Genomic DNA, 24,292 nt, shown 5'->3' with positions numbered 1-24,292 from the left:
ACCCCCGGGGGGCTTTGCTATCAGCCACCTCGTCGCGGCGGACTTGGTGGGCCGCAGCGACCGCCGAAAGGCGAGGGTGCATAGCTCAGTTGGTAGAGCAGCTGACTCTTAATCAGCGGGTCCAAGGTTCGAACCCTTGTGCACCCACCAAACTAACCCAATGATCTCGGCATGTTAGCGGCAATGGCGGCTAGCACTGCACCCCAGCCAATGCGCTATGGGGTGCACTGGGGGTGCAGGCTGCTTCAGCTGCCCCGTTCTCCGAAACCAGCTCGATCCCAACCGGCGCGGCCATCGCCTCACGCCTATGGGTCCTTCCGAGCCCCCTGCGCCACGATCCGCATCATCGCATCCGGCAACGGGCGCTGAAGCTCCAGGGCGATCTCTGTTGGCGCCGCAAGCCACGTGCTCCACTCCTCCGGCGTCGTCAGCAGCACCGGCATGGCCTTCGGGTGGATCGGTCCGACGACGCCGTTCGGCTCGCAGGTGAGGAACGAGAACAGCCGGTGCTCTTCCTCGACGCGGTCCGTGTTCTCAGCCTTGGTGCCCCGCACGCCAGTCCAGGGGCGCCAGACGCCCGCGAACGCGAACAGCGGCCGGTCCTCGTCGAGGGCGAACCACGTCGGCGTCTTCTTCGGCTTGGTGTCAGCGTACTCGCTGAACGACGAGACCGGCACAAGGCATCGAAACTCCGGCTTGAGCCAGGGCTGCCAGTGCGGGCTTCTCATATTCCACGCATGGTAGGAGGCTGCAGTCCACCTTTTGGTAGCACGAGCCCCCTCCCAGTATGGTCAGTGCTTGGCCGGTTTGCGCGGTGGCGACTATCCCTCCCTACTGGATCCCCGCGCGAGCTGCGTTCAAGGCCATGAGCTTTGCAAGTGCCTCATCGACGGCGATATCTTCCGGCCAGCCGTAGGCGGCGGCCACAGCTCGGTCGAGTTCAGCGTGCGCATCGATTAGCCATTGAGGTCTCTCATTATAGAGTTTTGTCAAAGTCCGCTTTTTGAGGAAATCGGCTGCGGTGACGTCTAGTGGAATTATGCGATCTGGAAAGCCTGGTACAACGTCCGGCACAATCCGCACACGATCCGATGGATTTTGCCAAGCGGAGCGAAGTTTATGCAGTTTGCAGGAAGCTTCTGCAATACGGCGGGCATTCGGTTCATTTGAATAGTCTTTAGCACTAATGTTCGGCGTCAAATTCGGTGGGAACGGATATGTTTCGAACGTCGAAGTCGGTGTGTACCGCGGTCGATCTTCTAAGCTGCTACCCAATCGTAACGACCACTCTTCATGGAAACGCGAGTGCAAAACGCCCATCGTTGTGTCGTCATCGCGTGCAATAGCTATGATCTGTGAGTCCGGTATAACAATTGGGTCAATCCAACTGAATATTCTATGCTTTGCTACGCGCGCCGTTCCAATATAGCGTGTAAGATCTTTAGTTGCATGGGCTAGTGCCGGTCTGTCTCTGATGTGTTTCCACCAATTACGAGCTATATCTGCGTTCCTATTATTTGATCGTTCGGGTTTAATGTGTCGTAGAATATGTTCGAATGGCCCTTCATAAAAGGCTGCTTCATTGTCGCTGCCCATCGCGTTAAAATCGATGATCCACATATCCAACGGGCGTCGCACGATGTCGAGCCCATTAATCCATGGGCGAAGCACGTCAGAATTCGGGCGTCCATTGACGTTCAGCGGTGCCGATAGCCATGCCCTAGCTAAATCACCTCGCACATCGAACGCGCCGCCCTTTATGTTTCCCATGAAAGAAATTTGTTGGTTTTCGGTGAGCCGTTTTACACGAGTTAGATCCAGGCCCTTACCAGTCAAGTCTGGATTAATGCACTCAACAGACCGCCCATCTAGCTCGGTTGCCTCACCCGGTAAGCTCTCGCCAAAGCAGACAAGCGCCACTCGAACTGCCGCGCCGTCTACGATCCATGGCTCATCAGCCCAGGCAGAAAATATAGGCATGTCGCCTGCAATACGCTCCAAGACGCGTCGGTTAGCACCTCCCCGTATTGAGTTTGTTGTGACTAGCCCAACCCGACGCGTGTCCCCTCTCTCAACTTGGAAACGTGCCTTCTCGAACCAGTACGTTACGAGGTCGGCCTCAGCGGGTACGCGCCCTCGATATGTATTGAACAGTGCCTCGACATGCCTGTCGCCGAGGTTCCGACGCAGCATTTTGCCGCCGAGGAAAGGTGGATTTCCGATGATGAACTCTGCCCTCGGCCACCTAGCCTCAACTGATGGGGCTACTGTTGAAGGGTTCGGGCTATCCATCAGCGCATCCCGGCATTCGATAGTTTCAAGCCGCCGCAGAATAGGCTCGGGTCGAGAATAGAAGCCGTTGCGCACTGCCCATTGGATGTCGCCGATCCAAACTGTGGTGCGCGCTAACTCTGCCGCCAGGGGATTAATCTCTAGTCCACGCAGGATTTCTGGGCCAACCATCGGCATGCGGGGGGATAGACCAAAGACTTCGCATTCTTGATTGGCGGAGTGCTCTAGATCTTTCACCGCGTGCAGTGCCATGTATAGGAAATTGCCTGAGCCACACGCTGGGTCGAGTATCTCCAGCGTTCGCAGTCGCTCTAGGAACATCGAGCGGCGCTCTTCAGCCCGCTGCCATTCTTTCGCCTTCGGCCCCTTCTTGCGTGCCCGGTCCGTCAGTCGCTCGATTTCTGCCCTGGCCGTATCCCACTCCGCGCGCAACGGGCGCATCAGAACGGGCTCGATGATACGCAGGATCTTCTCAGCGTCGGTGTAGTGCGCACCAATCTGTGCACGTTTGTCCGGGTCGAGAAACCGTTCAAAAAGCGTGCCGAAAATCGAAGGGTCGATATGTGCCCAGTCCTGGCGCCCCGCCTCGATCAATAATTGCAAGTCGCCCTCATCGAGTGGCAGCGCGGGCTGCTCATCGAATAACCCACCGTTGATGTGCGGCAGGCGCTCCAGTCCGAACCGGCCGCCCTTTTGCAGCACGGCGAAAAGGGCATCAAAGAGCGCATTGGTCTCGTGCGGGCGCCCTGCGACCTCTTCCAGCGCGCGGCGGAAGTAGCCGGTGGGCAGTAGGCGCACATCCTCGGCGAAGAACAGGAAGGCAAGGCGGTTAACGAAGTGGGCGACTGCTTCGGGGGCGTGGCCGCGGTCGCGCAACCTTAGCGCGATGCTAGAGAAGCGATCGGCGGCCTTCCTGGTAAGGTCGGCTCGGCTGCCGCCTTTGCGAAGTCTGGTCGGCTCGTGGAAGGCTGCGCGCAGGATCTCGAGTTTGCTAGGCTCGCGCAGGTCATCGAGGCTAATGTCGTAAGAAACAGGGACAGTGTTCGTCCACGCTGTAACGACACGAAATTGGTCGGTGTCGCAGGCGATATGCAGTGGCGGGCTTTCCAGGGCCAATGCATAGCGAGCAAGCTGGTCTAGGGCATCTCCAAGGTTGCGTTTTCTCTTTTTGTATTCCCAAGCAAAATGCTGACGCTTCCATACATCGGCGAACCCAAGACCGCCGCCAGACTTCTGTAAACCCTTTTCGAAGGCGAAGTGCTCGCCGCGGGGATCTGCCTCAATTGGGGTAGGGTGATCGAGTAGGCGGCACAGGTCATTAAAGTGGGATTGGGCCGTGGCGCGTTCAGAAAGGGCAACTGGCTTCCACCGATCGATGAACTGCTGTGGTGTCACGATCCCCTCCGCCGGCACGGTTGCGGTTGCGCCGGATTTCTGTGGACTGTTCTCATCAGATATTGACAAACTCAAGGTCGAAACCAGGGGCGCCGAGCGTTCCTCGTCTTGTGTTGGGCCGCCGCCACAGCGGTTGATGCGCCATCGCTCCGCTCAGGCTACCTTACCTTCATGCGGCTTAGCGGCCTCGTTCTCCGAAGCCTTCTCTCAACCAGCTCGATCCCGACCGGCGCGCAGCACCGCAAGCACCACGCTCTGGCGTCGGGCCGCGTCGTTGAGCGCCATGAGATCCGCGCCGCAGGCCGCAAACACTGCGCTCGCCAGCGTCTCGCGGCGGCGCCACTCGGCCTCGGTGATCCCTTCGGCCTCGGGATCGCCCACCACGCGGTACAGGGCGCCCTCCAGGCTCCACGCCCTAGCTCCACCGCTCTCGGGCGCAACCGGCCGTCCAGCGGCATCCTCGGCGATCCCTGCCCGTATCCAGGCGCCGGGGGGCGGCGTAGAGGGCGAGCATGGCGTCGAGGGCTTCGGTCACGGTCATAGGCTGGGCTCCGGTCATGCTGCCTCGCAATCGGTGTCGCTGCCACGCATCCAACTGGCCTGCGAGCCATGGGGGTTCTCGGGAGCCCCCAGGGACGGCTCGGCGTCGGCGCCGTCCTCAAGGTCCGCTTCGCCGTCGAGGGCGTCGAGGATGGCGAGAAGCCGTTCGATGGCGTCTTCGATCTGCGCCCGCATCTCAGTGGCTCTCGGCGCGGCGAGCCGCGTGGGCGCAGGCCCAAGCGAACGTCAGGGCCTCGGCCATGCAAGCCTGCCATGTCCGGGCGGGGCGATTGAGGCGTTCGCACCGGGCGTTGGCGACCGCGTAGGCCATGAGGGCACGGCGGTCGAAGCCGCCGGCCGTGGTCCGGAACCGCGCGCCTGCCTGCGCCCGATTGGCCTCGGCTTTCGCCTCGTTCACCGAGGCGATGTAGGCCATCCGCACAGCTGGCGGCGGGCAGTCGTTCCGCAGGCGGTGGATGGCGTCGGACCAGGATCGGGAGTGGTGGAGGGGCATCGGGGCCTCGCTTCTAGGTATTAAACCTAGATGAAGCCCTCTAAAAGCCATGTAAATACTTTTAAGGGTGTGATATCTAGATATGGCAATCCGAGGATGAAATGCTTACTACCAGCAACCAGCTAAAGGCCGCCCGTGCCCTGATAGGGATGGAACAGGCCCGCCTCGCAGAAGTGGCCGCGCTCAACGTCAACACGATCCGCAACATGGAAGCTGGCGGGGCCGGAGCCATTCCAGGGCGTTCAGTGAACGTCCAGGCCGTTCAACGTGCCCTGGAGGAAGCTGGTGTGGAGTTCCTAAACGGAGATCAGCCTGGTGTCCGCCTGCGGAAGCCACTGGCAGGCGCAGGATCATGACGGCGCTCGAAGCATTGAACGATGCAATGACGGGTCCGAAGTCGCTAAGCTGTCGCCTTGGGCTTCACCAGGGGACATAGGGGGATGCCCGTAATAGCCCGGTGCTGGCCTCAGCCTTCCGGCCGGAAGCAATTATCATCGGCGCTTATCAAGAGCGCCAAGAAAGCGAAATCCTCGTAGACCCTTCCCGCCATCTCACCAGCATTCAAATCCGCTTTATCTAAGTCTTTGTCTGGCGAATTTTCTGTTAAATCGATAAATATTCTCGATTAATATTCACGTCTAGGGTTTCAAACCCAAACTTACCTCCAATGGGATTAACTAGATACTCAGCGCCACTGTTTGATTTGGTGGATATTTTTATTCTAGACGTATTTCCGTCTGCCCAATTTACTTCGTACTCTTTGTTTCCTTTACCTTTATGCCGTCCAATGCCAATCAATAAGATGCAATTATCTGATATTCTACGGTAGAAGATTGTGCAATTTCTGTTTGGCTGTGTTCTGTGTTGGCAGTTGAGGCGCAATGATGATGGGCCGGATCCAATTTTTACATTCCTGATCGGCGCATCATTCTTCCAACTGGACTGCGCTACATTCTTGATCCATTGCCAGTCGCTGCGGTCAAAGCGCGGGGGAAGCCAAATAGGGGGTATAATAGTTTCACAGTTGTAGTCGCGGGCAATCGAGTTAACGGAATGAACTTTCTCATCATTATAAGCCGTTTGCATAGAGAGATCACCTATAAAAATATCGACCAGGCGCAGCGGTTATCCGCTATCTAATTGCTTCAATGATCCGGCGTAACGCTGCCATAACATATTCACGCGAAGTTGCTTAAGTTAATCGCGTTCCCACGATGCTTCTAAAGCGCCCTCTAATTCAAAATGAAGTTCTTTGAAAATTCTGGTTATCTGAGCTAATGCTCCACCCACTATCTCGAGATTTATTATCGACCATTCCTTAAGATGTTGTTGCCCTTTAATGTTTTCGGGATATCGAAATATTTGTCCGTTCGGATCGACCTCATGAAAGCATTCAATCAACTTTCTTATAAAAATCATGTCGTCTGCATTTAGTCTTCTTGCATACGGCGTAATCTTCTCTTCTAGAATAAGCCAATTGTCCAAAATTGAATGATTTTGACGGTAGGTCAGGTTCTCGTTTGTAATTTTATTGATCGTCGCGATTGCATATTTTGCAAACAATTCAATTCCATGGCGAAAATTGAAACAGGCAGGATAAACTAAAGTGTCGACTACCGCATCAAATTTCGCTGACCGATCAATTATCACCTTCGCTGCTTCAAGAAATCCATGAGAGTAATCATACAGATCATAGGGGCCTCCATTGTCGCCAACGCAGGCGTTCATGTGCTGATTGCGTCCTGCACGAAACAGGGCATTCTCACGGAAGAGGGGCATATCGATCATGCACCTCATATAGCACATTCAGTTGTAGAACCTACTCTGAAACCACCTCAGATGCCTGCCGCCACCCGCTTCACCAGCTGTCGGATCGCGCCGCCCCGCTGGATATCGTCCCCGATCATGTGGACGATCTCGTTGCGGCTCGGGACCGGCACCTGGTCTCGATCCACCACATAGACGCTGGTCTCGGCTCGGGCAGAGCTGCCGAACCGCGTCGGCTCCACGGGGGGCGCCTTCGCCATCACACCCGCACCCATGGCGTTCATGCGGTCCAGGCTCTCCCGGCCGATCACGTCCACGGCCGAGCGCTTCAGGACGAACTCTCCCGGCATCAGGGTGCGGGGCACGCTGTCCCGGTTCGGAACCCCGCCCGTGACCAGGCCGCCAGTCGCCATGCCCGGTGCTGCCGGCGCGCTGAACAGGTTCCCGAGGATCGAGCTGATCCCACCGGCCGAGCTGACGCCCGAGCCGCCGCCGCTCATGTCCCCGAACAGGGATTTCATGATCTCGTTGGACGCGGCCTTGCTCGCGATCTGCGCCATGTCGGTGAGGATCGAGGTGGCGAACGTCTTGAAGGCATCCTTTCCCTTGATCGTGCCGGTGGCGAGGCCCTGAAACAGGGTCGCCATGCTGGTGGACATGCCGGACATGGATTGCTGCCAATACCCGGACATCTGCTGCGCCGCCGTCTTGAACTCACCTGTTTTGCGGTCGATCATCCCGGCCGACGTGAAGAAGTCGAGGGAGCCCCGGCTGAGCGCCGCGCCGTAGTCGTCGCCGCGCGCCTCCACGCCCTTCTGGAGGCTGGCGTTGGCCGCGTACTCGCCCTCCCGCTTCTTCAGCTCGGTGATGCGCTCCTGGATCGCGGCGCGGCCGGTCTCGCTCACCAAGCCCTTATCGCGAAGCTGGCCGAGCTGAGTTTCCAGGGCCAGTTCCTCCGCGCGGATCGCGGCGGCCTGGCCCTCCAGCTTCAGGCGTTCGGCGGCCTGGCGCGCGGCGGCCTCGGCGGCCTGAACCTCGGCGGCCGAGACCTTGCCGGCGGTCTCGTCGGCCTTGAGGTAGTCGGCCCGCGCCTTGGTGCGGTCGGCCTCCTCCCGGTAGGTCTTCAGCGTGGCCTCACCGATGGCCTTCGCGTTCTCCTCCACCAACTTGGCGGCCCGGTCGGCATAGGACCGCTGGATGCGGGCTACCTGGTCGCCCTGCTCATCCGGGGCCAGGGCGGTGAAGCGGTCGGAGGTCTTCTCCCGCTCCAGGTCTTTGTCCCGGAGGGCAGCAAGATCGGTGATCGTGCGCGTGGCCGGCGCGAGGTCGGCCGTCCGGCCCACGGCCCGGCGGTCCAAAGCGAGCTGGTCGGACAAGCCCTGCTCATCCCGAGCGAGCTGCCGTTGCTGGAGGGCAAGGCGCTTCTGGCGGATTGCCCGCGCGTTCGCCTCGTCCACGGTGGCGGCCTCGGCCCGCGCCTTCCGGCCGGCGGCCTCGCCCTCGTCGAGCGCGTCCCCGGTGGGGATCACCAGGCGGTCGGCGCGGGTGGCCTTCGCGTTGAACGCGGCTAGGAGCCGGGTGGTGAACTCCGACGACGTGTCGCCCTCTCGGCCGCCGTTGGCGGTGATGGCCTGTCGAGCCCGAGCGGCGTTCACTCCGGCATCCATCAGCGCCTGGACCGCGCCCTTGCCGGGGTTCGCGAGAAGCGCCGAGCCGCCGGTTTCGCCCTGGTTGTACAGAACATAGCGGTTGTCGTCGGACAGGTTCAGGCCCTTGCCCCGGAGGGTCTTATCGATGGCATCGAAATACCGGATGGCCGCAAGGGCCGACTGCGCCACGTTCGTGGGATCGGACAGGCCGTAGTCGGCCGCCGTGCCCTTGGTGAACTGGTAGACGCCCCGCGCACCCGTCGAGCTGACGGCCCGAGGGTTGAAATCGCTTTCGAACGCACCGAACCGAAGGAGCGTGCGAAGCCGGTCATTCCGGCCGGCGCCCTCAGCCGCGTCCGCCACCTGGCGGGCGACGGCGTTTGCCTCCTCACCAAGAGCCGGTGCGCGGTTGAAGCCGGTCGGGGCGGTGACGGCCTCGCGCGCCAGGCGCAGGCTGGCCTGCCGGTCCACGATGTCGACACCCTGCTGAATGAGGTCGCGCACCTTCCCGGCCAGCTCTGCCGCCTTATCCACGGTGGTGGCCGGGTCGCGGATTTGCTTGTTGAGCTGCGCCACCTGCGCGTCGAGGACACCCTTCTGTCGGCCGAGCGCGCGTTCCTGCGACGCCAACAGGCTCTCGGTGATCCGCTTCCGGGCCTCGGCCACGCGGTCGGCGTACCCGGCCAGGCGCGCGTCCAGCTCCTCGTTGGCCTGCGCCAAGCGCTCCTTCAGCTCGGGCCGGCTGTCCACCTCATCCGGGTTGGCGGTCTCGGCCTCGATCAGCTTCCGGGCGATGCTGCGCTGGCGCTCGACCAGGGCCTTCACCTGCGCCTCAATCTCGCCCGGCTCGGCCGTGTCTCGAGTGGCGCCGGCCCGCTTCATCAGCGTGTCGATCTGCGCGGCGGTGTTCTTCCGCTCGGCCTGAAGCTCGCGCGTGAGGTCCGGGCGGATCGAGGCCGCGATTTCGTCCAGCTCCTTGGTGACGCCCCGGCGCAGGCTCTTGAGCTGGTCGGTGATCCGGGCGCCGGCCTCGGTCACCGTCTTATCGGCGGCACCGGCTGAGCGCAGCTCACCGAGATACCGATTGAACTCGGCCTCCAGGCTGGCGGCCTCGGCTTGCGTGTCCCGGATCGCCGCGACGATGCCGGCCTTCCGCTCAGTGCCCGAGCCCGTCACGGAACGGCTGCGCTCGGTGAGGTTCGCCTGGAGGTCGGCGGCCCGCTGGCCAAACGCCTGAAACTCCGGGGTCTGCTGAAGGCGCGAGACATCGGCCCGGCTGGATAGCTCGGTGAGCTTCCCCTGCGCCGCGATGGTGCCGGCATTCGTCTTCACCGCGTCCGAGAACAGCACCGCGATTTTGTCGAGCTTGTCCAGGTTGTCGGTGATGGCCGCCAAGCGGCCGGTGTTCGATCCGTCGAGGCGCAGCGGCGCGGCCTCGCGCTCCAGCCGCTGGCGCTCGTCCAACACGATCTGCTGATAGCGCGACACGCCGAGCGGATCGTCCCCGCCGAGCGAGGCCGGGTTGCGGATCACGTCCAGCAACGGCTTCAGGGCGGTGAGACCGGCGCGGGCCAAGCCGGCGTCATCCGACCGGGAGCCACGGGGTGCCGCCGTGGGGAAGCGCGGGTCTGAGAATTCGGGAGCGTTGCTGCCGAGCGCGTCGGCGATGCGCTGATCCGCGCCGCGCCGGTCCACGTTGCCCTTGGTGACCAGGGCGTCCAGCTCTTTCGCCGTGACCGCGAACTGGCGCTGAAGAAGCTCGGTGTTCTGCCCTTGAAGCTCGGTGCGCAGGCGGCGGTAGGCCGCCACCAACTCATCAATGCTGGCCGCGTTGGCCGAGATGGTCAGCCCGAGGTCGCCGAACGCCTTCTGAGCCTCCAGGATGGTGTTGCGGCGAAGGACGGGATCGGCGTTTAGCTTCTCGCGACGTTCCATCAGGAGCCCGAGCTGCTGGTCCACCCCGGAAATGCCGGTCTCGATGGACTGCTGCTGCGCCAGCACCTCGTTGCGAATGGCGCGCACCTGGTCAAGGGCGTCCTTCGCACGCTCGGTGTCGGACATGATCCGGGCGAGATAGGCGCCGCCAGCGATGGCCGCGCCAGCCGCCGCGAGCGCCAGCACCGCCGGGTTGGCGAGACCGGCCAGGAGTGGGGCAAGGCTTGCCGCGAGCGTCCCGAGGCGCAGGCCGGCGGCGGCCACCGCGATGGTCCCGAGCCCGGTGCCGACCACGGGGAGGACGATGCCGAGCTTGCCCGCGGCATCCGCGAGAGCCGCCGCGCCGTCCACGGCGCCGGTGAGGCCCGAGACCATCGGGCGAAGGCTGCGATCCAGCAGCGCGAAGGAGACGTTGCCGAACCGGGTGAGGCTCGCCGTCAGGCTTTCGTTCGCCTTGGCCGCGCCCTCGGCCGCCGCGTTGGACAGGGTGAGGTCGCCACCGAGACGCTTGATCACGTCCACCTGGCCGAGCATGGCCGAGTAAGCAGAGGCCGCCCGGAGGTCCAGGGATCGCAGGGCCTCGGCGCCGCCGAAGCCGGCCTTGCGCAGGTTCTCGATGACGCCGATGAGGCCGTTGGCCTTCAGGTCCACGTCGGCCATCGAAAGGCCGACCTGGCGCAGGCCGTCCTTCAGCTTGTCGGTGGGGGCGGTAAATTCCTGGAAGAACTGCCGGAGGCCGGTGCCGAGCGTGGAGCCGGACTTGATGCCGGCTTGGGCCATACCGCCGAGGGCCGCTGTCAGCTCGGTGAAGCTCACCCCGCTGTCTCGGGCCACGTTGGCGGCGTAGCTCACGCCAAGCTGAAGCTGCTCCATGCCGAGCTTGGTACGGTTGAGGGCGCCCACGAACACGTCGGCCACGTCGCCAGAGCGGGCAGCTTCGATGTTGTAGGCCCCCAGCACCGAGGTGATCGCCTCGACCGACTGCTGGAGGGTGGACCCGGACGCGGCGGCGAGGTCCAGCACCGGCTTCAGGGTCTGGCCGACGCCACGGGCCGAGAGGCCAATCTGGCCCAACTGGATCGAGACGTTGGCAAGCTCGGTGAGCGAGAACCGCGAGGTCGCCGCGACGGCCAGTAGCTGGTCCCGGAAGCTTCCAAGCTCGGTGTTCGTCGTCTCGGTGATCGCCTGGAACTGGCGGAGCTTGTCATCGAACTCCGCGATGTCTTTCAGCCCGGCGCGCAGCATCGTGATGCCTGCGCCGATAGTGGCGTAGTTCGCCGCTATCTGTGCCTGGAGGGGGAACAAGCCGCCGGCACCACCGGCTCCACCGGCTGGTGAACCACCAGGGGAGAGGGGCGGGACGCCACTGCCGCCGGCACCGCCTTGGCCCGAACCCGGTGCGGGCGCTGAAGCGGCGGCACGCGCCGCTGTGAGGGCGGCGGTGGCGGTGCGGAGGTCGGCCTCGGCGGTGCGAAGCTGGTCCCGAAGGCCCGACTGGAGGCCACCGTCCGCGCGACTGGCGGCCAGCTCGGCCCGGAGGTTGGTGACCATGTTGAGCAAGGGCTCAACCGTCCGGGTCGAAGCCGAGAACTGATCCGACAAGCCGCGTGCGGCAATCACGGCCTCGCGGAAATGCTGTGCCGTGCGTGCGAGGCCGGTGTTCAGGGTCGCATCGTCCAGGACGATATCGACATCGATCTGTGTGCCGTCAGCCATTGATCTGCGCCGCAAATGCCAGCATGTCGGACACGCTGTTGAGGTCTTCGGTAGGGGCGGACTGCTTTGCTCCGAAGACCTGACCGGCCGTGAACAGAAGGCTTTCGGTGAAGGACATCGCCTTCACCATCTCGAATTGCACCTTCAAGTCCGTGAGGCGGATCAGGTCTTCGAACGTGTACGACCAATACACGGTCGGAAGGGCGCTCGGCTTGACGCCGAGCGTGAAGATGATCGTGTCTACGAAGCTGAGGGCGCCAAACCATTCAGCGACGATCCGACCCCCGTCAGCCGCTGGCCGTTCGTCTGGAGCGAGGCCAGGTGCTTCTCCAGCCGCCCGAGAAAAAAATCGGCCAGGTGCTCCTTCGCGAAGTCCAAGGCGGCCTCCGCATCCTCGATGCTGAGGTCCGGCGGGATGATCCACTCGGGGTCGGTGCGCCGGCCGCGCTCGTCGCGGGGCGACAGGAGGATGTCCAGGACAGCGGTGCGGGTGGGAGCGTGGAAGTCCACCTCCGGGAGCCGTTCGAAGCTGCCGACCAGCTCTGCCAGCTCGTTCAGGCGGCCGAAGAACATGGTCACCTCGGTGGACTTGCTACCGATCTTGATGTTGAGGGTGGGGGCGGGCGAAGAAGTTGACGGCATCTTGTTGTCTCCGAGACTTGCGTCCTAGAGAAATGGTTATTGTACCGCGCCAATCAATGGGCTCGAAGATGTCAAAATCGGAAAGTAAATTGCCATCTACTTCGCGGATATACTAGCGCTTTTTGGCGCCGCGTTCGATCTGGTCCAACACCCGCGCCACGGCGACGTGAGACCATGCCGCCGCGCGCGGCGCGGCAATACCGGCCTCGGTGAGCCGGGCCGCCAGGGTGCGCAGGGAGGTGGCCCCGGCCGCGCGCAGCTCATGGATGACGGGGGCGAGATCGACCGCGCGCCGGACTGTCCTGGCGGATCGAACCCGAGCGGATGCCCGGCCGGCGCTCGGCGCCAAGGCGATGAGGTGGTGCGGCATAAGGGATAGGTGGGCGCGGCGAGGGCGCCGGGCAACCTAAGCGGCCTCTCGCTCCAGCGGCTGAATGGCGTCCACCTCGGCACCCATAACGTTGCGGGCCATCAGAAGATCGAAGCGGCTCTGAAGGTTCACCCACACCTGCGGGTCCATCCCGAAGAACCGCCCGAGCCGCAAGGCCGTGTCGGCGGTGATGCCGATCTCCTCACGGGCTATGCGCTCGATCCTGGTGCGCGGGACGCGGCACGCCTTCGCGATGGCGTAGGCCGTCAAGTTCAACGGGATCATGAACTCCTCTCGCAACACCTCGCCAGGGTGCATCGGCGGGAGAACGGTGTCGGTCTCGTATTCGGTGCTCATTCCACTTGTCTCCTAAGAGGCGGGCGATGCCCTGAGTGGTCGTTCAGTGGTAGTCGGTGATCTCCACGTCTTCCGCTCCGGTCTCCGTCCAGCGAAAGCACAACCGGAATTGATCGTTGATCCAGATGGCGTGTTGCCCGGCTCGGTCATTGACCAAGGGATGTAGCTTGTTGCCTGGCGGGACCTTCAAGGCGTCGAGCGAGGTTGCGGCGTCGAGGTAGTTGAGCTTGCGCCGAGCTGTTTTGAGGATGTCGGCGGGGATGCCCTTCGGGTGGCGGCCCTCGAACACTGCTCTGGTGCACTCGTCAGCGAAGCTTCGGATCACGACGCGGTCCCCGTCATGCCAGCTGGTATCGCATGGCGATACGTTCCAGTCAACCGAAAGGTATCGTTTAGTGATACATAACTTGCCGGCGCTGGAGCGCGCATGGCTTGCCGCCGGGGGCTCGGGCACGGTAGCTCAGCCTCCTGAAGAACCAGGGAGACGCGCCGTGTTCAGTCATATGGTCGTTGGAAGCAACGACTTAGCCAAGTCGAAGGTGTTCTACGACGCGCTGTTCGCGGCGACCGGCGGCGAGCCGGGGACGACGGACGCGCTGGGCCGCTTGGTCTACGCTCACCGGGGAAGCCGGTTCGTCGTCACCAAACCGATCAACGGTGAGGCCGCGACCGCTGCGAACGGCGGCACCATCGGGTTCCTCATGAACAGCGCGGAAGAGGCCAAAGCCTGGCATGAGGCCGGTGTCGCGCATGGCGGCACGTCCGTGGAGAACCCGCCGGGCGAGCGCAACACGCCGATGGGTCGGATCTATCTCGCCTATCTGCGCGATCCGGACGGCAACAAGCTCTGCGCTCGCTACAAGCTCCCGGATTGACGGCGCCGAGAGGCTACACCCTTAGGTCAACGAACTGTCCCTGTCCGGCCGGTGCCGGCGGGGACGCCGTTTCGGCGACGAGGGTAGCGACAGCTTTCTGCGCGTCGATCTGCTGACGGGCAACAGCGGTGCCAATCGACTGTGCGAGGGCACCGGCTTGCATCTGGACGGCTTGGGCGGCGATGGCGGTCATGGCGCATCGTGGCCGGTGACTGGTGAATGTCGGGTTACGGTCGCGCCTCGATCCGGGCCAGGGTCCGGCTCACCGCCATGGGTGACCAGGTGGCGCCTCGAGGCGGAGCGATGCCTGCCTGGTTTAGGCCAGCCGCCAGGGAGCGGAGGCTGGTGGCCCCGGCCGCGCGCAGGTCGCTGATGATGGGAGCGAGGTCGGAGGCCCGGCCCTCGGCCCTGACCTTCACCGCCTCCACTCCCTTGGCCTTGGCTTCGGTGGACAGGGTGGCGCCCCGGTCGCCTCCGAGCTTCACGCCTCGGGCCTTGGCAGCCGCGAGCGCCGCCTTCGTCCTGGAGCTGATAGCGCGACGCTCCTCCTCTGCGACCATGGCCATGATCCCGACCGTGAGCCGGTTGGCGCTCGGCATGTCGGCCGCCACGAACTCGATCCCGGCCTTCTCCAGACCGAGAAGGAAGCCGGCATCACGGGACAGCCGGTCCAGCTTTGCGATGAGGAGCCGGGCGCCGTAGACCCGGCACGCCTGGATCGCACGCTGGAGCTGAGGCCGGTTCGCGTCGGACTTGCCGCTCTCAATCTCCACGAACTCGCCAGCCACCGTCCAGGCCCCGCCGTTCAGGTAGTCGGACACCGCCCGCTGCTGAGCCTCAAGCCCGAGGCCGCTGTCCCCCTGCCGCTTGGTGGACACCCGGAGGTAGGTGACGAACTTGCCTTGGGCCATCGGTCTCGCTCATGTCACGAACCAATCATCGAACGTAGACTGGTTCGTGACAGGTTGTGACAGGGGTGCCCCTTTGGGGTCAAGAAAACAATCTAACTATTCAATGAGATAAGGTTCTTGACTTTATAGCCCATGGATGTGTGGGTACTTTTATTGATAAATAAACACTTGTTAATATACACTATGCGTCACGCATACTTCCGGAAAATTTGGGATTTATCAAGATGATAACAGAGAAGCCAGGTAGGCCTGGAGCCCGGCGGGGGTGAACCGGACATCACCGACAACCGGGCCGGCGGCGCGCGCGTAGGTGAGCGCCCACCGCCGCACCTCCTCCGGGTCCGACACGTCGGTGTCGAGATCGCGCGCGAGCGAGAGCCGCCAGGTGGTGAGGGTGTCGAGCTGGTCCCCGCGCCGGGCCGCGAGCCACACCAGCACGTGGTCCACGCGGTAATTCAGCGGCGCTCCCGGCGCGCGCCGGAACCAAGCCGGCGGCATCGGAGCCGGTGTGAGGCGGCGGGAGCGCCATGTCGCCCATAAGCCCCTGTCCAGGTTCAGGGCGGCGGTCAAGGCGGAGGTGGAGATAGGCGCCCACGTGAACAGACCCGGAAACACCGCCTGAGAGGCCGGTGGGAGCCGGTTCAAGGCGGCGGGAGGCTTGATGTTAGTAGCACCCTCCGAAATCGCAGATCGCAGATCGCAGTACATTTTAAATTCTCCGGACGTTTTTCTCACCCTTATGAGGGCCAGAGCGCTTGCCGCTCTGGCCCTCCTCCCTGGTGAAGCAGCGCAGACGCCAGAACCTTTTTCAAAAGTCCTGCGATCTGCGATCTGCGATCACGGACAGCTCTCCGAAGCCGCCTCCTCGATCATCCGCTGGAATAGTGCATCTCGCCGTGCCGTTGCCTCGTCTTCGAGCTTCCGCTTGAGTTGAGCATCCATGAACGCAGTGGTCACGTTAGGCCCGGCATCACCAACCGGCCGCAAAAACTCACCCTTCAGATCCTCACGGGATGCGGTGCGCCAATGGGGGACGCTGCGGATTGCCCAAGGGCGGACCTTCTTTCCGCCGCCGATGACCAATTCCATGTGGTCATCGCCATCCATATTCACCTGACGTGCGCCCACGTCTCGCATCGCCTTCGCGACTGACCGGGGGTTCAGGCGCCCCAGATTGGTCACCCATGTCGAAGCCTTCAGGGCACCGACCACCTCCTTCACCTCAACGATGTCCCGGTGGAGTGGATAGGCGCCGGCTTGGATCAGCTCAGCCAAAACCTGCGCCGTTGGTGTACGGCTCTCCTCCGTCGCCACCTCCTTCGCCTTCGTCATGGGCGGCGCACCCTTGGCGTTGAAGCCCTCCAGCGAGACGGTGCGCAGGTGTTCCGCGAAAGCCGCCACCAGGCTGTCGTCCTGGTCCAGCCGGTCGTGGAGCCGCTTGAAGAAGGTCCGGTTGACCATCTTCTCCTCCTCCGTATCGGGGGTCTCGGGGGTGGCGCAGACGAACCAGCGGCGGTCACCACGCGGCAGGACCATCGGGGCAGCATCGTTCGACGCCAGGAACATGCCGCGCGGGGTCCGGCCCCGGAAGCGGCGCACGTTCTTGTCGTGGGCGTAGTAGAACTCCTCCGTCAGCAATGTCTTCGTCTTTTCGAACACCTCCAGGCGCTCACCGTGGTGGGCCTCCTCGATCATCAGCACCTTCGCGTCCACCAGGCGAGCCGTCCACTCCTGGCCCAGCTCGACGCCCTCGATCTTGCGGGCGTTCTTGGCACCGATCATGGTCACAACGATGCGGTGAAGGGTGCTCTTGCCGGTGCCGTAGCCGCCCGTGACGATGATGCCGTGCTCTATCTTCTCGCCGGGGTGCTGGATCAGGTGCGCCAGGTACTGGATCACGTGCTCACGTGAGCACGTGTCCGGGAGGAACCGTGCGAAGAAGTCCAGGATCGGCTGGTAGTCGCCGGCCGCCGGTTCCACGCCGCCGCGCTGCCAGAGGTTCACCGAGAAGGTGCCGTCTGGCTCGGGCAGGACGAGCTGCGCCACCCCGGCCCGGTAGTCCCGGTGCATCACCTTCGGCATGGTCGGGGACTTCATCAGGGCGTCGTGCGGCGCGGACCCGATCTTGGACTTCACGCTGTCGCCGAACTCCTCCGGGTCCAGCTTCTCGCCGCTCGCGAGGTGCAGGTAGCTGCGCCCCTTCACTACGAACACCACACCCTGCTGGATGGCGGCCATGGCGCGGCCCTGGTTGGCCAGAGCAAGCGGGGTGCGAATAGCGGCCCTGAAGGGGCATCGCGCGCAGCCCTCGAACGGGGGTGAGGTGGCGTCGCCGTCCGCCACGGTGCTGCACCAGGTCGGCCCGGTCGCGGCCTCCAGCGCCTGGTCGATCTTCGTCTCCGTTTCCTCGAAGGTGTAGTCCGGGTGACGCTTGGACATCTCGTGGACCCAACGGCGACCGTTCACGGTGCGGGCCACGACACCGACCATCCTGTACCACCAGGGCTCGATCAGCTTCTCCTGCACTACATCGCAGTGCTGGATGAAGGCGCAGCCGGCCAGGACCGGGGCGAACTCGTCTGGCTTGGCCTTGCCCGAGACCAGGTGCGCCTTCGTCGCCTCTGCGCGGATCATCTCCGCAACAGTGCCCTTGCCGGCGCCGGGGACGCCACGCGACGCCATGGCGAGGTCCGGGGCCAGCATCTCGGCCAGCTCGGCCCGGTCGTACCGCCCACCCTGGTGGATGAGGGTCACCGACTTCAGGTACGGGGCGGTCTTGTGGTTCAGTGAGCCCGGCGCTTTGCAGACACGGGTGAGGTCGGCGGTGCCGTCCAGGACGTAGCCGTGGGCCTTGAAGGTGTCGCGCAGACGCTTCTGGATGGCCCTGGACAGCATCTTCTCCGCCGACCGCTCCTCCGGGGTGAGGATCATGGCCGGGTGGGCGTAGAGCCAATGCGGGTGACAGCCGCCGCCCGTGTGGACCAGGAGCGTCGGCGGGGGCAGCTTGGCCTCCGCGATGAGCTTCAGGGCCTCGTTGGCGTCGGCCGGCAGCTCGGCCGCCGGGGTCGAATGCGGACCTTCGCGGGTGTCGATGTCGGCGAACAGGCCGCCGACGAAGATGATGCCCGCTTCCTTCCCGCGCTCACCGGCCGCCGGTGCCTTCTCCTGGAGACCCCGGCAGACGTAGACATCACCGCGCACGCGCAGCTCATCGTGCTTCGCGGCGGCGCCCTCCAGGTCGGTCACGGGGAACGTGTAGGTCTCGCTCTCGGTCTTGCTGAGCTTGAGCCACATCGTGACGAAGCCCGCCTCGGCGCCCTGGAAAAGCTCGCTGAGAAAGCCCTTGGTGTTGTTGCTTTCGGAGGGCGGAATGGTCATATTCATGAGAGAAGTTGTCCTGTGAAATGTGATCCGGGGTCAGGTGTTGGTCGCACCTGGCCCCTTCGTTTGCCTGGTCACGCCGCTCGCTTGAGGGGCTTCTTCAGTTTCGGATAAGGCGTGGTCGCCGGAACGGCATGTTGATCGGCGCCGATGACGTAGTATTCCCCTGAGAACGGCTTGCGACCCGCGCAGTGGGGCACTCGGGAACCGTCCCCGTCACTGTGTTCGTGCAGCTCGCCACAGAGAGGGCACTGCACCACCAAGAAGGTGTACTTCCCGCGCTTGGCTTCGCGCCGTTGGGTCGCCAGTGCCATGGGCTCCGCAATGTCGCCCTCGGGGGTGTGGTGGATCATTTCTCCGATGATGAGTGGTTCACGCGGCATTGCTCTGCTGTCCTGTGCTGTCGATCTTCTTCTGGATGTCCGCGACGCGCACCCGGACGGCGCCCCCGATCTTCACAAGATCGAAGTGCCGGCGAATGCTCCGCGCACTGAGATCGAGCATCTTCGCCGCCTTCGGCAGGCTAACGAGTAGCTCGGGGCTGGTGTCGATGTTGTTGGTCTTCGTCATGTCTTCCCCCTCGACAGGATCGGACCGGATGAAGTTAGCCAGCCCAAAGTATAGATGGGAGGCGATATATCTGCCTACAAGAGACAAATATTGACAGAATTTGCTAGTAGATTGGGGTCAACTCCACCGAGGAAGTAGGTCGACTTCATTGCCCTGCTCCCACCTCGAGGCACGACTGATCGACCGCCCGCGTCAGGGCGAGGCCGAGCGACAACGGCCATCGATGCGGCCGCGCGTCGCCCCCTACCTGGCGGTCCGGCTCTCCAGCCAAGCGTCGAGGTCGGCACGACGCACGCCAATGAGCCTGTCGGAGATGCGGACCACGCGCGGCCCGCGACCTGCCTCTCGCAGGCGGCGCATGGTGCGGGTGGACATGCGCGCCTCGGCACATGCTTCGTCCAGGCGCAGTACGATCCTGTCGGTCGTGGGGGTTTCGTGGGGGCGCACTTCGCCCGTGGTCATGCTCTGTTGCACGACAGCCTCCAGCTCTCGGGTTCTAAGGAGAGCTGGGGATCGGCCCGCGCGGTAGTCCGGGGCCTTGCGCTAGCCCGCACCCAGCCGCGGACCCGCAATGTTCACTATGAATTTGATACTACGCGCTATCTATGGACCCATAAGCGGGCACGCAAGGACAAAATCAGGCGAAAGCGGTCAACCTGTGCCCGCAAGCTTCAGGACGTAGACCGCCCATGCGTCGAGCGCGGCACGCTTCTCGGTCGCATACGATGCGCGATTGTAGATCCCCGCTACACCGGTCTTCGCCCCAGACGCATGGTTGAGCACCGCCTCCACGACGTGAGGCAACACGCCGATGCCGGCCATGCCGGTGGCGGAAGACCGGCGAAGATCGTGGATGCGCCAGTCGGTCACCCCCGAGCGTTCTTCGATCCCCATCCTGCCTTTGGTGAACCCGGAGAAAGGCCCCTTCCGCTCGCCGAACAAGAGGTCTCGACCCTCCCGCTCGGGCACCCCGGCCAAGATTTCCAGGGCGACGGCCGACAAGGGAACATCATGCGGGCGTTTGTTCTTCGTGCGCTCGGCTGGCAAGCGCCACACCGCACCCTGGAGGTCTAGTTCTGACCACCGCATCGCGGCGACTTCTTGGCGACGCTGACCCAAGAGGATCAGCAGGCGCACGATCCGGTCGAAGTCGCGGGGCTCGGCGGTAGCCCGCCATACGGCCGCCAGCTCCGTATCGTTGAGTACGCGGTCTCGGGCCGTCTCGGCCGTGGCCTTGTTGGTGCCGATGACAGCATTGGTCTCGGTCAAGCCTTCGCCAACCATCCACGTGAAGAAGGCCGAGAGGGCCGCCCGCGCCCGGTTGGACGCGAACGGGCCGGAGGTCTCCGCTATGCTGCCGAGCAAGGCAGCCACGTGTGCCCGGCGGATATCCGCCAGCGGCAAGCCGTGGAGCGGCTGGGCCTGTACGTCTAGATACCGCCGCACATCCCTGAAGCTCGATGCCCGGAGGCGGCTTTCCGCACGTGCAAGGTAGCGCGGCAGCTCGCTGCCGAAGGTCACTGCCGCTCGAGCCTTAGCCGCCGCCCGCTCCGCATGGTGATCGACGCCGAGGGTCGCACTGGCCATCCGGTCGGCGGCGGCTTTCCGCGCGTCCGTCAGGGACAGCACCGTGACCGACCCCAGCGTGAAGATGCGCGAGGCTCCTCCCTTCCGTGGTGGGCGGACAACCCATGCCGCATTGCCACTCCGGCGAAGGCGTAAGCCGAGCCCGTGGGTCTCAGTATCCCAGACCACGCGCTCGGTTTGTCCCTCACCGATCTTCAGCGTCGGAATGAGCGTTTTCGTCAGACGGACAAGATTGTCGGAAGTGGCGCGACGGGGCATGCGAGTTTGGGGTGCAGTGGGGGGTGCAGAGAGAGGTATCACAGATGCCCGCCTCTGCCTCCCCCTGGCCACGAAAGAAAGAGGGTCAATCAGAAAAATCAATCAGAACAGTATCTTGCGTCGGACTTCGGCTGGCCGGAAGGGGACGCAAGCGGACAGTACCGGACCGCTTCCGATGTCTCTTAATCAGCGGGTCCAAGGTTCGAACCCTTGTGCACCCACCAAACATTTCAGAGCCTTAGTAGGCAATGCCTTCGATCAGTTGGAATTTCGTTGGAATCGGGTGTTTATGCCCCATTCGCGAAGTGGCTGATCACCCCCAAATGTGACACCTTCCTCAACTTGGACAGCCCGTCGCGATTGTAGCGCTCGTGGTGCTGGTATTCGTGTGGGTCGCCGCGTGCTGCAGGCGCACGCTGTCCGCGCCCGCGTCAGAGCCCTCGGTGATTCCGCCGGCCAGCGCGTCCATGTTCCACACGCCGTCCGGAACGCCGGCCGCGTGCGTGCATTCTCGCCAGATTTCCCGAAACTGCCGAGCCCGCCACGGACGTCCCGTCGTTTTGCAGACGATCATCGGGCCGATGCGCCGTTGCGATGGCACGTGCCGCAGTTCCTCCACCACCATGGGCATTGACCTTGCCCCCTGGCTTGCCCTCCTTCTGAAGCTAGGGTCCGTCGAGTAAGAGACGGATGATAAGAAGAACCGGTTCAGCGAAGGGCAGATCATCGGCATCCTGAAGGAGCAGCAAGCCGGGTTGCCGGTTGCTGAGATTTGCCGTCGCCACGGCATCAGCGACGCGACGTTCTACACGTGGCGCTCGCGCTTCGGCGGCATGGAGGTGTCGGACGCGTTACGTCTGAAGGCGCTCGACGAGGAGAACGGCAAGCTCAAGAAGCTCCTGGCCGAGGCGATGCTCGACGTGGCGACGCTGCGCGAGGCGCTGGGAAAAACTTCTGACGCCCGGCGCACGGAGAACAGCCGTGAGCTGGGTCATCGAGGAGAAAGGCTATTCCCAACGTCGCGCTTGCGGGCTGATTGGCCTTGAGCCGAAGACGTACCGCTACGCCTCGACCCGTGGTGACGATGCGGCCGTGCGGGTACGCCTACGCAGCCTGGCCAGCGAGCGTCGTCGCTTTCGCTACCGGCGCCTGCTCATTCTGCTGCGACGGGCAGGCCTCACGCTGAACTACAAGAAGCTGTTCCGCCTCTATCGGAGGAGCGGCTGGCGGTGCGCAGGCGGGGTGGGCGCAAACGAACTCTCGGCACGCGAGCGCTGGCCGCTGTGCCGCAAGAGCCGAACCAGGGCTGGAGCGTCGAATTGGTCGCTTCGCGCCCGCCTTCGGCTCGTGTCCGACACGCTCAACGACGGACGCTGCTTCCGCATCCTCGTCGTGATCGATGACTGCACGCGGGAGTGCCTGGCGCTGGTGGTCGACACGTCGCTATTCGGCTGGCGCGTGGCGCGCGAACTCGACCGGATCATCGCGGGCCGGGGCAAGCCGTTGATGATCGTGTCGGACAACGGCGCCCAGTTGACCTCGCACGCCATCCTGCTCTGGCAGGAAGTGCGTGCAGTCGAGTGGCATGACATCGCGCCCGGCAAGCTGCAGCAGAACGGCTTCGTTGAAAGCTTGAACGGGCGCTTGCGCGACGAGTGCTTGAACGAGCATCTCGTCCGGAGCCTGCCGGCGGCCCGGACCCTCATCGAGGCATGAGGTGGACGACAACACCTGCCGCCCTCACACGAGCCTCGGCGGGCTCACCCCGAACGCGTTTGCAGCCTGGTCCAAGCAGGACCAGAACCAGAACGGACTCTGGTTATGAACGGGAGCAAACAAGGGGCAAGGTCAATCCGTTGCCGCATGGACGAATACGAAAACGGCGGAGCTTTCGCTCCGCCGTGGTCCCGTACTGTGATGCGGTTTCGGGAGATCTCTACAGACCGATCATGGCCTGGGCCGTCCCAAAAATGGTAAAGATCAAACCGGCGAGAAATGCGCCGGCCATGAGGTACGAGACCCCTGTCAGAGCTAAGGACAGGCCCTTCCTCAAGCGACTTAGCATCGGTTTCCGCCCGAGGTCTGGCCATACTGCTGGACCAGGAAGTTCTGCTGGTTCGCGTTGCCCTCGGCAGCCGAACTCATTGGGCAATCGAAAGGCGTGCGCGTCTGCGGGACGATATCTATCGAACCCATGACTTCAGAATTGGAACTAAACGAAGTATAGCGGGCTGGGCGCTCAGTGGCCATTGTGGACGAGATCGAAGCAACGCCAAGCACGACGGCAGAAGCGGCAGCAGCGATACGGGTCATCATCGTGGTCTCTAAGCTCCTTCACAGCGCAAACCTGGGATCAGGTCTGTTTCCCTCTGTCTGCTAAAGATATAGCGACGCACTTCAGTTCCGGACGTGTCGATACGCACCTGATGTTCTGGTTCGAACGGAGCTTGGGTCGGCTCCGGACAACAGCCTGCGAAACGTCTGTCGAAGGCGCTTCGCTTCAAAACGATGGCATTGGTACGATCACGGATGTCCTCTGTGTTCGATCCCGCAGCATGGTGGTACCGTCGACCACCATGCTGCGAGGATGCGCCATGGACTAAATTCTCCAAGGCACGAACTCGCCTATCGCTGTTGGCGTCGAGCCGCGTTGCCTGCCGGCTCACGCGTGAGATGGACGCCCCGCCGGCATGTGATCGGATCGGGCGGCGGGGCCGTCGTTCACATACCGTCAGCATCTCGGCTTCCTGGGGCGCCAGGAACGGGGCGCACTCCTCAAACACGAAGCGCGCCCCTCCTCGGTCCGGCGCCTCACGACGTCGAAGCCGAAATGGGTAGCCCAGGTGTCCTCTTGTTCAAATGGGCGGATGAAGGTTCCGGCGTACTCACTGGTAGAATAGGAGCAATCTTAGGCTCCGCCGAAGCGAACGGAGAACAACATGGGTGCAGCTTCTCCCTCGATGCCCGCCATCGATGTCGCTTTCGAGCGCATCGACGAGGTCGCTCGCCTTGCGACGCTCCTGGCGGATCAGGTGCTGAATGCGCAGCTTTTGCGGCGCCCGGTTCCCGATGATCATATCCGCTCGCTCTGCGAGGCGGGGCTGTTGCTGAAGGAGTACGGCGTCGAGCTGCCCTCCCTCCTCGAACAAATCTTGCTCGTGGCTGAAGCGGAAGAGTCGAGGAGCCCGGCGGGATCGGAATCGGGACCGGCGACCGCCGACAACGACACGGGCCAGCCTTCGCAACCATTCCGACAGGCGTCGGGCTAAGGCAGCTCGCTCGTGCATCTGCAACGACACCGAACGTCCCCCCTGCTTTTCCGGTTTGTAGCGTCAGCTCCGGTTCCCCGACGCAACGATCATTGGCCAGATCGGTGAGCCGCTGGACGATTTTGCCGCGAGCCGGCTGGCTCGTCGATGCGGTCGGTTGGAGCAAGAGCGGGGCTGGAACGCACAGAGCTAGGCGGAGCACGTGGGGCGTATCGAACAAAAAGCCCGCCACGACTGGAGCCGGGCGGGCTTTTTGTTCGATAC

Annotated in this window: 23 protein-coding genes, 1 tRNA gene and 2 pseudogenes; 4 read left to right on the top strand and 22 right to left on the bottom strand. The window is 63.3% G+C overall.

Features of this window, described 5'->3' with window-relative positions; all coding sequences use genetic code 11:
- The first annotated feature begins 74 nt into the window (after positions 1-74).
- Positions 75-150, top strand: a tRNA-Lys gene (locus MFF01_RS20550).
- 155 nt (positions 151-305) lie between these two features.
- Here MFF01_RS20550 and MFF01_RS20545 read toward each other — a convergent pair.
- From MFF01_RS20545 to MFF01_RS20485, 12 genes and pseudogenes are all read right to left on the bottom strand, one after another.
- Positions 306-731: pseudogene (locus MFF01_RS20545) on the bottom strand (SOS response-associated peptidase family protein); the annotation flags it as partial.
- Positions 732-831: 100 nt separating this feature from the next.
- On the bottom strand, positions 832-3,687 hold the full coding sequence (locus tag MFF01_RS20540; RefSeq protein ID WP_238228186.1) for a class I SAM-dependent DNA methyltransferase: 2,856 nt from the start codon (positions 3,685-3,687) through the stop codon (positions 832-834).
- A 207-nt stretch (positions 3,688-3,894) separates the two neighbouring features.
- Positions 3,895-4,071, bottom strand: coding sequence for a hypothetical protein (locus MFF01_RS20535; RefSeq protein ID WP_238228183.1), 177 nt, complete (start codon positions 4,069-4,071; stop codon positions 3,895-3,897).
- A gap of 171 nt (positions 4,072-4,242) precedes the next feature.
- Complete coding sequence (locus MFF01_RS20530) at positions 4,243-4,422, bottom strand: hypothetical protein (RefSeq protein WP_238228182.1); 180 nt, start codon at positions 4,420-4,422, stop codon at positions 4,243-4,245.
- Between the two features lies 1 nt (position 4,423).
- On the bottom strand, positions 4,424-4,741 hold the full coding sequence (locus MFF01_RS20525) for a hypothetical protein (RefSeq protein ID WP_238228181.1): 318 nt from the start codon (positions 4,739-4,741) through the stop codon (positions 4,424-4,426).
- Positions 4,742-5,938: 1,197 nt separating this feature from the next.
- A complete protein-coding gene (locus tag MFF01_RS20515) occupies positions 5,939-6,529 on the bottom strand; it encodes a hypothetical protein (protein ID WP_238228179.1) in 591 nt (196 codons plus the stop codon).
- 47 nt (positions 6,530-6,576) lie between these two features.
- A complete protein-coding gene (locus MFF01_RS20510) occupies positions 6,577-11,808 on the bottom strand; it encodes a phage tail tape measure protein (protein WP_238228178.1) in 5,232 nt (1,743 codons plus the stop codon).
- Entirely contained in the window at positions 11,801-11,950 is a 150-nt protein-coding gene (locus MFF01_RS20505; protein ID WP_238228176.1) for a hypothetical protein, read from the bottom strand. The genes MFF01_RS20510 and MFF01_RS20505 overlap by 8 nt, the downstream gene beginning before the upstream one ends.
- 98 nt (positions 11,951-12,048) lie before the next feature.
- The gene (locus MFF01_RS20500) at positions 12,049-12,450 is read right to left on the bottom strand and encodes a hypothetical protein (protein WP_238228175.1); all 402 of its coding nucleotides are present in this window, start codon (positions 12,448-12,450) and stop codon (positions 12,049-12,051) included.
- Positions 12,451-12,562: 112 nt separating this feature from the next.
- Positions 12,563-12,820: a hypothetical protein gene (locus tag MFF01_RS20495; protein WP_238228173.1), complete on the bottom strand. Its 258-nt coding sequence runs from the start codon at positions 12,818-12,820 to the stop codon at positions 12,563-12,565.
- Positions 12,821-12,856: 36 nt separating this feature from the next.
- Positions 12,857-13,177, bottom strand: coding sequence for a HigA family addiction module antitoxin (locus MFF01_RS20490; protein WP_238228172.1), 321 nt, complete (start codon positions 13,175-13,177; stop codon positions 12,857-12,859).
- 43 nt (positions 13,178-13,220) lie between these two features.
- A complete protein-coding gene (locus tag MFF01_RS20485; protein ID WP_306421623.1) occupies positions 13,221-13,631 on the bottom strand; it encodes a type II toxin-antitoxin system RelE/ParE family toxin in 411 nt (136 codons plus the stop codon).
- A gap of 37 nt (positions 13,632-13,668) precedes the next feature.
- Between MFF01_RS20485 and MFF01_RS20480 the strand changes: the two genes are divergently transcribed.
- A complete protein-coding gene (locus MFF01_RS20480) occupies positions 13,669-14,052 on the top strand; it encodes a VOC family protein (RefSeq protein WP_238228171.1) in 384 nt (127 codons plus the stop codon).
- Between the two features lie 13 nt (positions 14,053-14,065).
- Here the strand turns inward: MFF01_RS20480 and MFF01_RS20475 are convergent, their stop codons facing one another.
- From MFF01_RS20475 to MFF01_RS20435, 9 genes are all read right to left on the bottom strand, one after another.
- Positions 14,066-14,245: a putative motility protein gene (locus MFF01_RS20475; protein ID WP_238228170.1), complete on the bottom strand. Its 180-nt coding sequence runs from the start codon at positions 14,243-14,245 to the stop codon at positions 14,066-14,068.
- 34 nt (positions 14,246-14,279) lie between these two features.
- Positions 14,280-14,963 carry a recombinase family protein gene (locus MFF01_RS20470; protein ID WP_238228169.1) on the bottom strand — a complete coding sequence of 228 codons (684 nt, stop codon included), beginning with the start codon at positions 14,961-14,963 and terminating at the stop codon, positions 14,280-14,282.
- Between the two features lie 219 nt (positions 14,964-15,182).
- Positions 15,183-15,410 carry a hypothetical protein gene (locus MFF01_RS20465; protein WP_238228168.1) on the bottom strand — a complete coding sequence of 76 codons (228 nt, stop codon included), beginning with the start codon at positions 15,408-15,410 and terminating at the stop codon, positions 15,183-15,185.
- 390 nt (positions 15,411-15,800) lie between these two features.
- Positions 15,801-18,347, bottom strand: a complete 2,547-nt coding sequence (locus MFF01_RS20460; RefSeq protein ID WP_238228167.1) for a primase-helicase family protein — start codon at positions 18,345-18,347, stop codon at positions 15,801-15,803.
- A gap of 71 nt (positions 18,348-18,418) precedes the next feature.
- Complete coding sequence (locus MFF01_RS20455; RefSeq protein WP_238228166.1) at positions 18,419-18,727, bottom strand: hypothetical protein; 309 nt, start codon at positions 18,725-18,727, stop codon at positions 18,419-18,421.
- The gene (locus MFF01_RS20450) at positions 18,717-18,914 is read right to left on the bottom strand and encodes a MerR family transcriptional regulator (protein ID WP_238228164.1); all 198 of its coding nucleotides are present in this window, start codon (positions 18,912-18,914) and stop codon (positions 18,717-18,719) included. The genes MFF01_RS20455 and MFF01_RS20450 overlap by 11 nt, the downstream gene beginning before the upstream one ends.
- 243 nt (positions 18,915-19,157) lie before the next feature.
- Positions 19,158-19,388, bottom strand: coding sequence for a helix-turn-helix transcriptional regulator (locus MFF01_RS20445; protein WP_238228162.1), 231 nt, complete (start codon positions 19,386-19,388; stop codon positions 19,158-19,160).
- A gap of 177 nt (positions 19,389-19,565) precedes the next feature.
- Positions 19,566-20,759, bottom strand: coding sequence for a tyrosine-type recombinase/integrase (locus MFF01_RS20440; protein ID WP_238228160.1), 1,194 nt, complete (start codon positions 20,757-20,759; stop codon positions 19,566-19,568).
- A 337-nt stretch (positions 20,760-21,096) separates the two neighbouring features.
- Positions 21,097-21,384, bottom strand: coding sequence for a hypothetical protein (locus MFF01_RS20435; protein ID WP_238228158.1), 288 nt, complete (start codon positions 21,382-21,384; stop codon positions 21,097-21,099).
- A 97-nt stretch (positions 21,385-21,481) separates the two neighbouring features.
- Here MFF01_RS20435 and MFF01_RS20430 point away from each other — a divergent pair.
- Positions 21,482-22,584, top strand: a pseudogene (locus MFF01_RS20430) (IS3 family transposase).
- Positions 22,585-22,817: 233 nt separating this feature from the next.
- Here MFF01_RS20430 and MFF01_RS20425 read toward each other — a convergent pair.
- Positions 22,818-23,075, bottom strand: coding sequence for a hypothetical protein (locus tag MFF01_RS20425; RefSeq protein WP_238228155.1), 258 nt, complete (start codon positions 23,073-23,075; stop codon positions 22,818-22,820).
- A gap of 644 nt (positions 23,076-23,719) precedes the next feature.
- Between MFF01_RS20425 and MFF01_RS20420 the strand changes: the two genes are divergently transcribed.
- Positions 23,720-24,028: a hypothetical protein gene (locus MFF01_RS20420; protein ID WP_238228152.1), complete on the top strand. Its 309-nt coding sequence runs from the start codon at positions 23,720-23,722 to the stop codon at positions 24,026-24,028.
- Positions 24,029-24,292: the final 264 nt, after the last annotated feature.

The organism is Methylobacterium adhaesivum (assembly GCF_022179065.1).
Lineage (GTDB): Bacteria > Pseudomonadota > Alphaproteobacteria > Rhizobiales > Beijerinckiaceae > Methylobacterium > Methylobacterium adhaesivum.
The sequence above is the reverse complement of the archived record's forward strand: the minus strand, read 5'-3'. Positions and strand labels throughout refer to the sequence as shown.

What these genes read in the sequence shown, in the direction of transcription:
- MFF01_RS20530 (WP_238228182.1), bottom strand. Translation starts at nt 4,422, where the DNA reads ATGCGGGCGCAGATCGAAGACGCCATCGAACGGCTTCTCGCCATCCTC.
- MFF01_RS20525 (WP_238228181.1), bottom strand. Translation starts at nt 4,741, where the DNA reads ATGCCCCTCCACCACTCCCGATCCTGGTCCGACGCCATCCACCGCCTG.
- MFF01_RS20515 (WP_238228179.1), bottom strand. Translation starts at nt 6,529, where the DNA reads ATGATCGATATGCCCCTCTTCCGTGAGAATGCCCTGTTTCGTGCAGGA.
- MFF01_RS20510 (WP_238228178.1), bottom strand. Translation starts at nt 11,808, where the DNA reads ATGGCTGACGGCACACAGATCGATGTCGATATCGTCCTGGACGATGCG.
- MFF01_RS20500 (WP_238228175.1), bottom strand. Translation starts at nt 12,450, where the DNA reads ATGCCGTCAACTTCTTCGCCCGCCCCCACCCTCAACATCAAGATCGGT.
- MFF01_RS20495 (WP_238228173.1), bottom strand. Translation starts at nt 12,820, where the DNA reads ATGCCGCACCACCTCATCGCCTTGGCGCCGAGCGCCGGCCGGGCATCC.
- MFF01_RS20490 (WP_238228172.1), bottom strand. Translation starts at nt 13,177, where the DNA reads ATGAGCACCGAATACGAGACCGACACCGTTCTCCCGCCGATGCACCCT.
- MFF01_RS20475 (WP_238228170.1), bottom strand. Translation starts at nt 14,245, where the DNA reads ATGACCGCCATCGCCGCCCAAGCCGTCCAGATGCAAGCCGGTGCCCTC.
- MFF01_RS20470 (WP_238228169.1), bottom strand. Translation starts at nt 14,963, where the DNA reads ATGGCCCAAGGCAAGTTCGTCACCTACCTCCGGGTGTCCACCAAGCGG.
- MFF01_RS20460 (WP_238228167.1), bottom strand. Translation starts at nt 18,347, where the DNA reads ATGAATATGACCATTCCGCCCTCCGAAAGCAACAACACCAAGGGCTTT.
- MFF01_RS20455 (WP_238228166.1), bottom strand. Translation starts at nt 18,727, where the DNA reads ATGCCGCGTGAACCACTCATCATCGGAGAAATGATCCACCACACCCCC.
- MFF01_RS20450 (WP_238228164.1), bottom strand. Translation starts at nt 18,914, where the DNA reads ATGACGAAGACCAACAACATCGACACCAGCCCCGAGCTACTCGTTAGC.
- MFF01_RS20440 (WP_238228160.1), bottom strand. Translation starts at nt 20,759, where the DNA reads ATGCCCCGTCGCGCCACTTCCGACAATCTTGTCCGTCTGACGAAAACG.
- MFF01_RS20435 (WP_238228158.1), bottom strand. Translation starts at nt 21,384, where the DNA reads ATGGTGGTGGAGGAACTGCGGCACGTGCCATCGCAACGGCGCATCGGC.
- MFF01_RS20425 (WP_238228155.1), bottom strand. Translation starts at nt 23,075, where the DNA reads ATGATGACCCGTATCGCTGCTGCCGCTTCTGCCGTCGTGCTTGGCGTT.
- MFF01_RS20420 (WP_238228152.1), top strand. Translation starts at nt 23,720, where the DNA reads ATGCCCGCCATCGATGTCGCTTTCGAGCGCATCGACGAGGTCGCTCGC.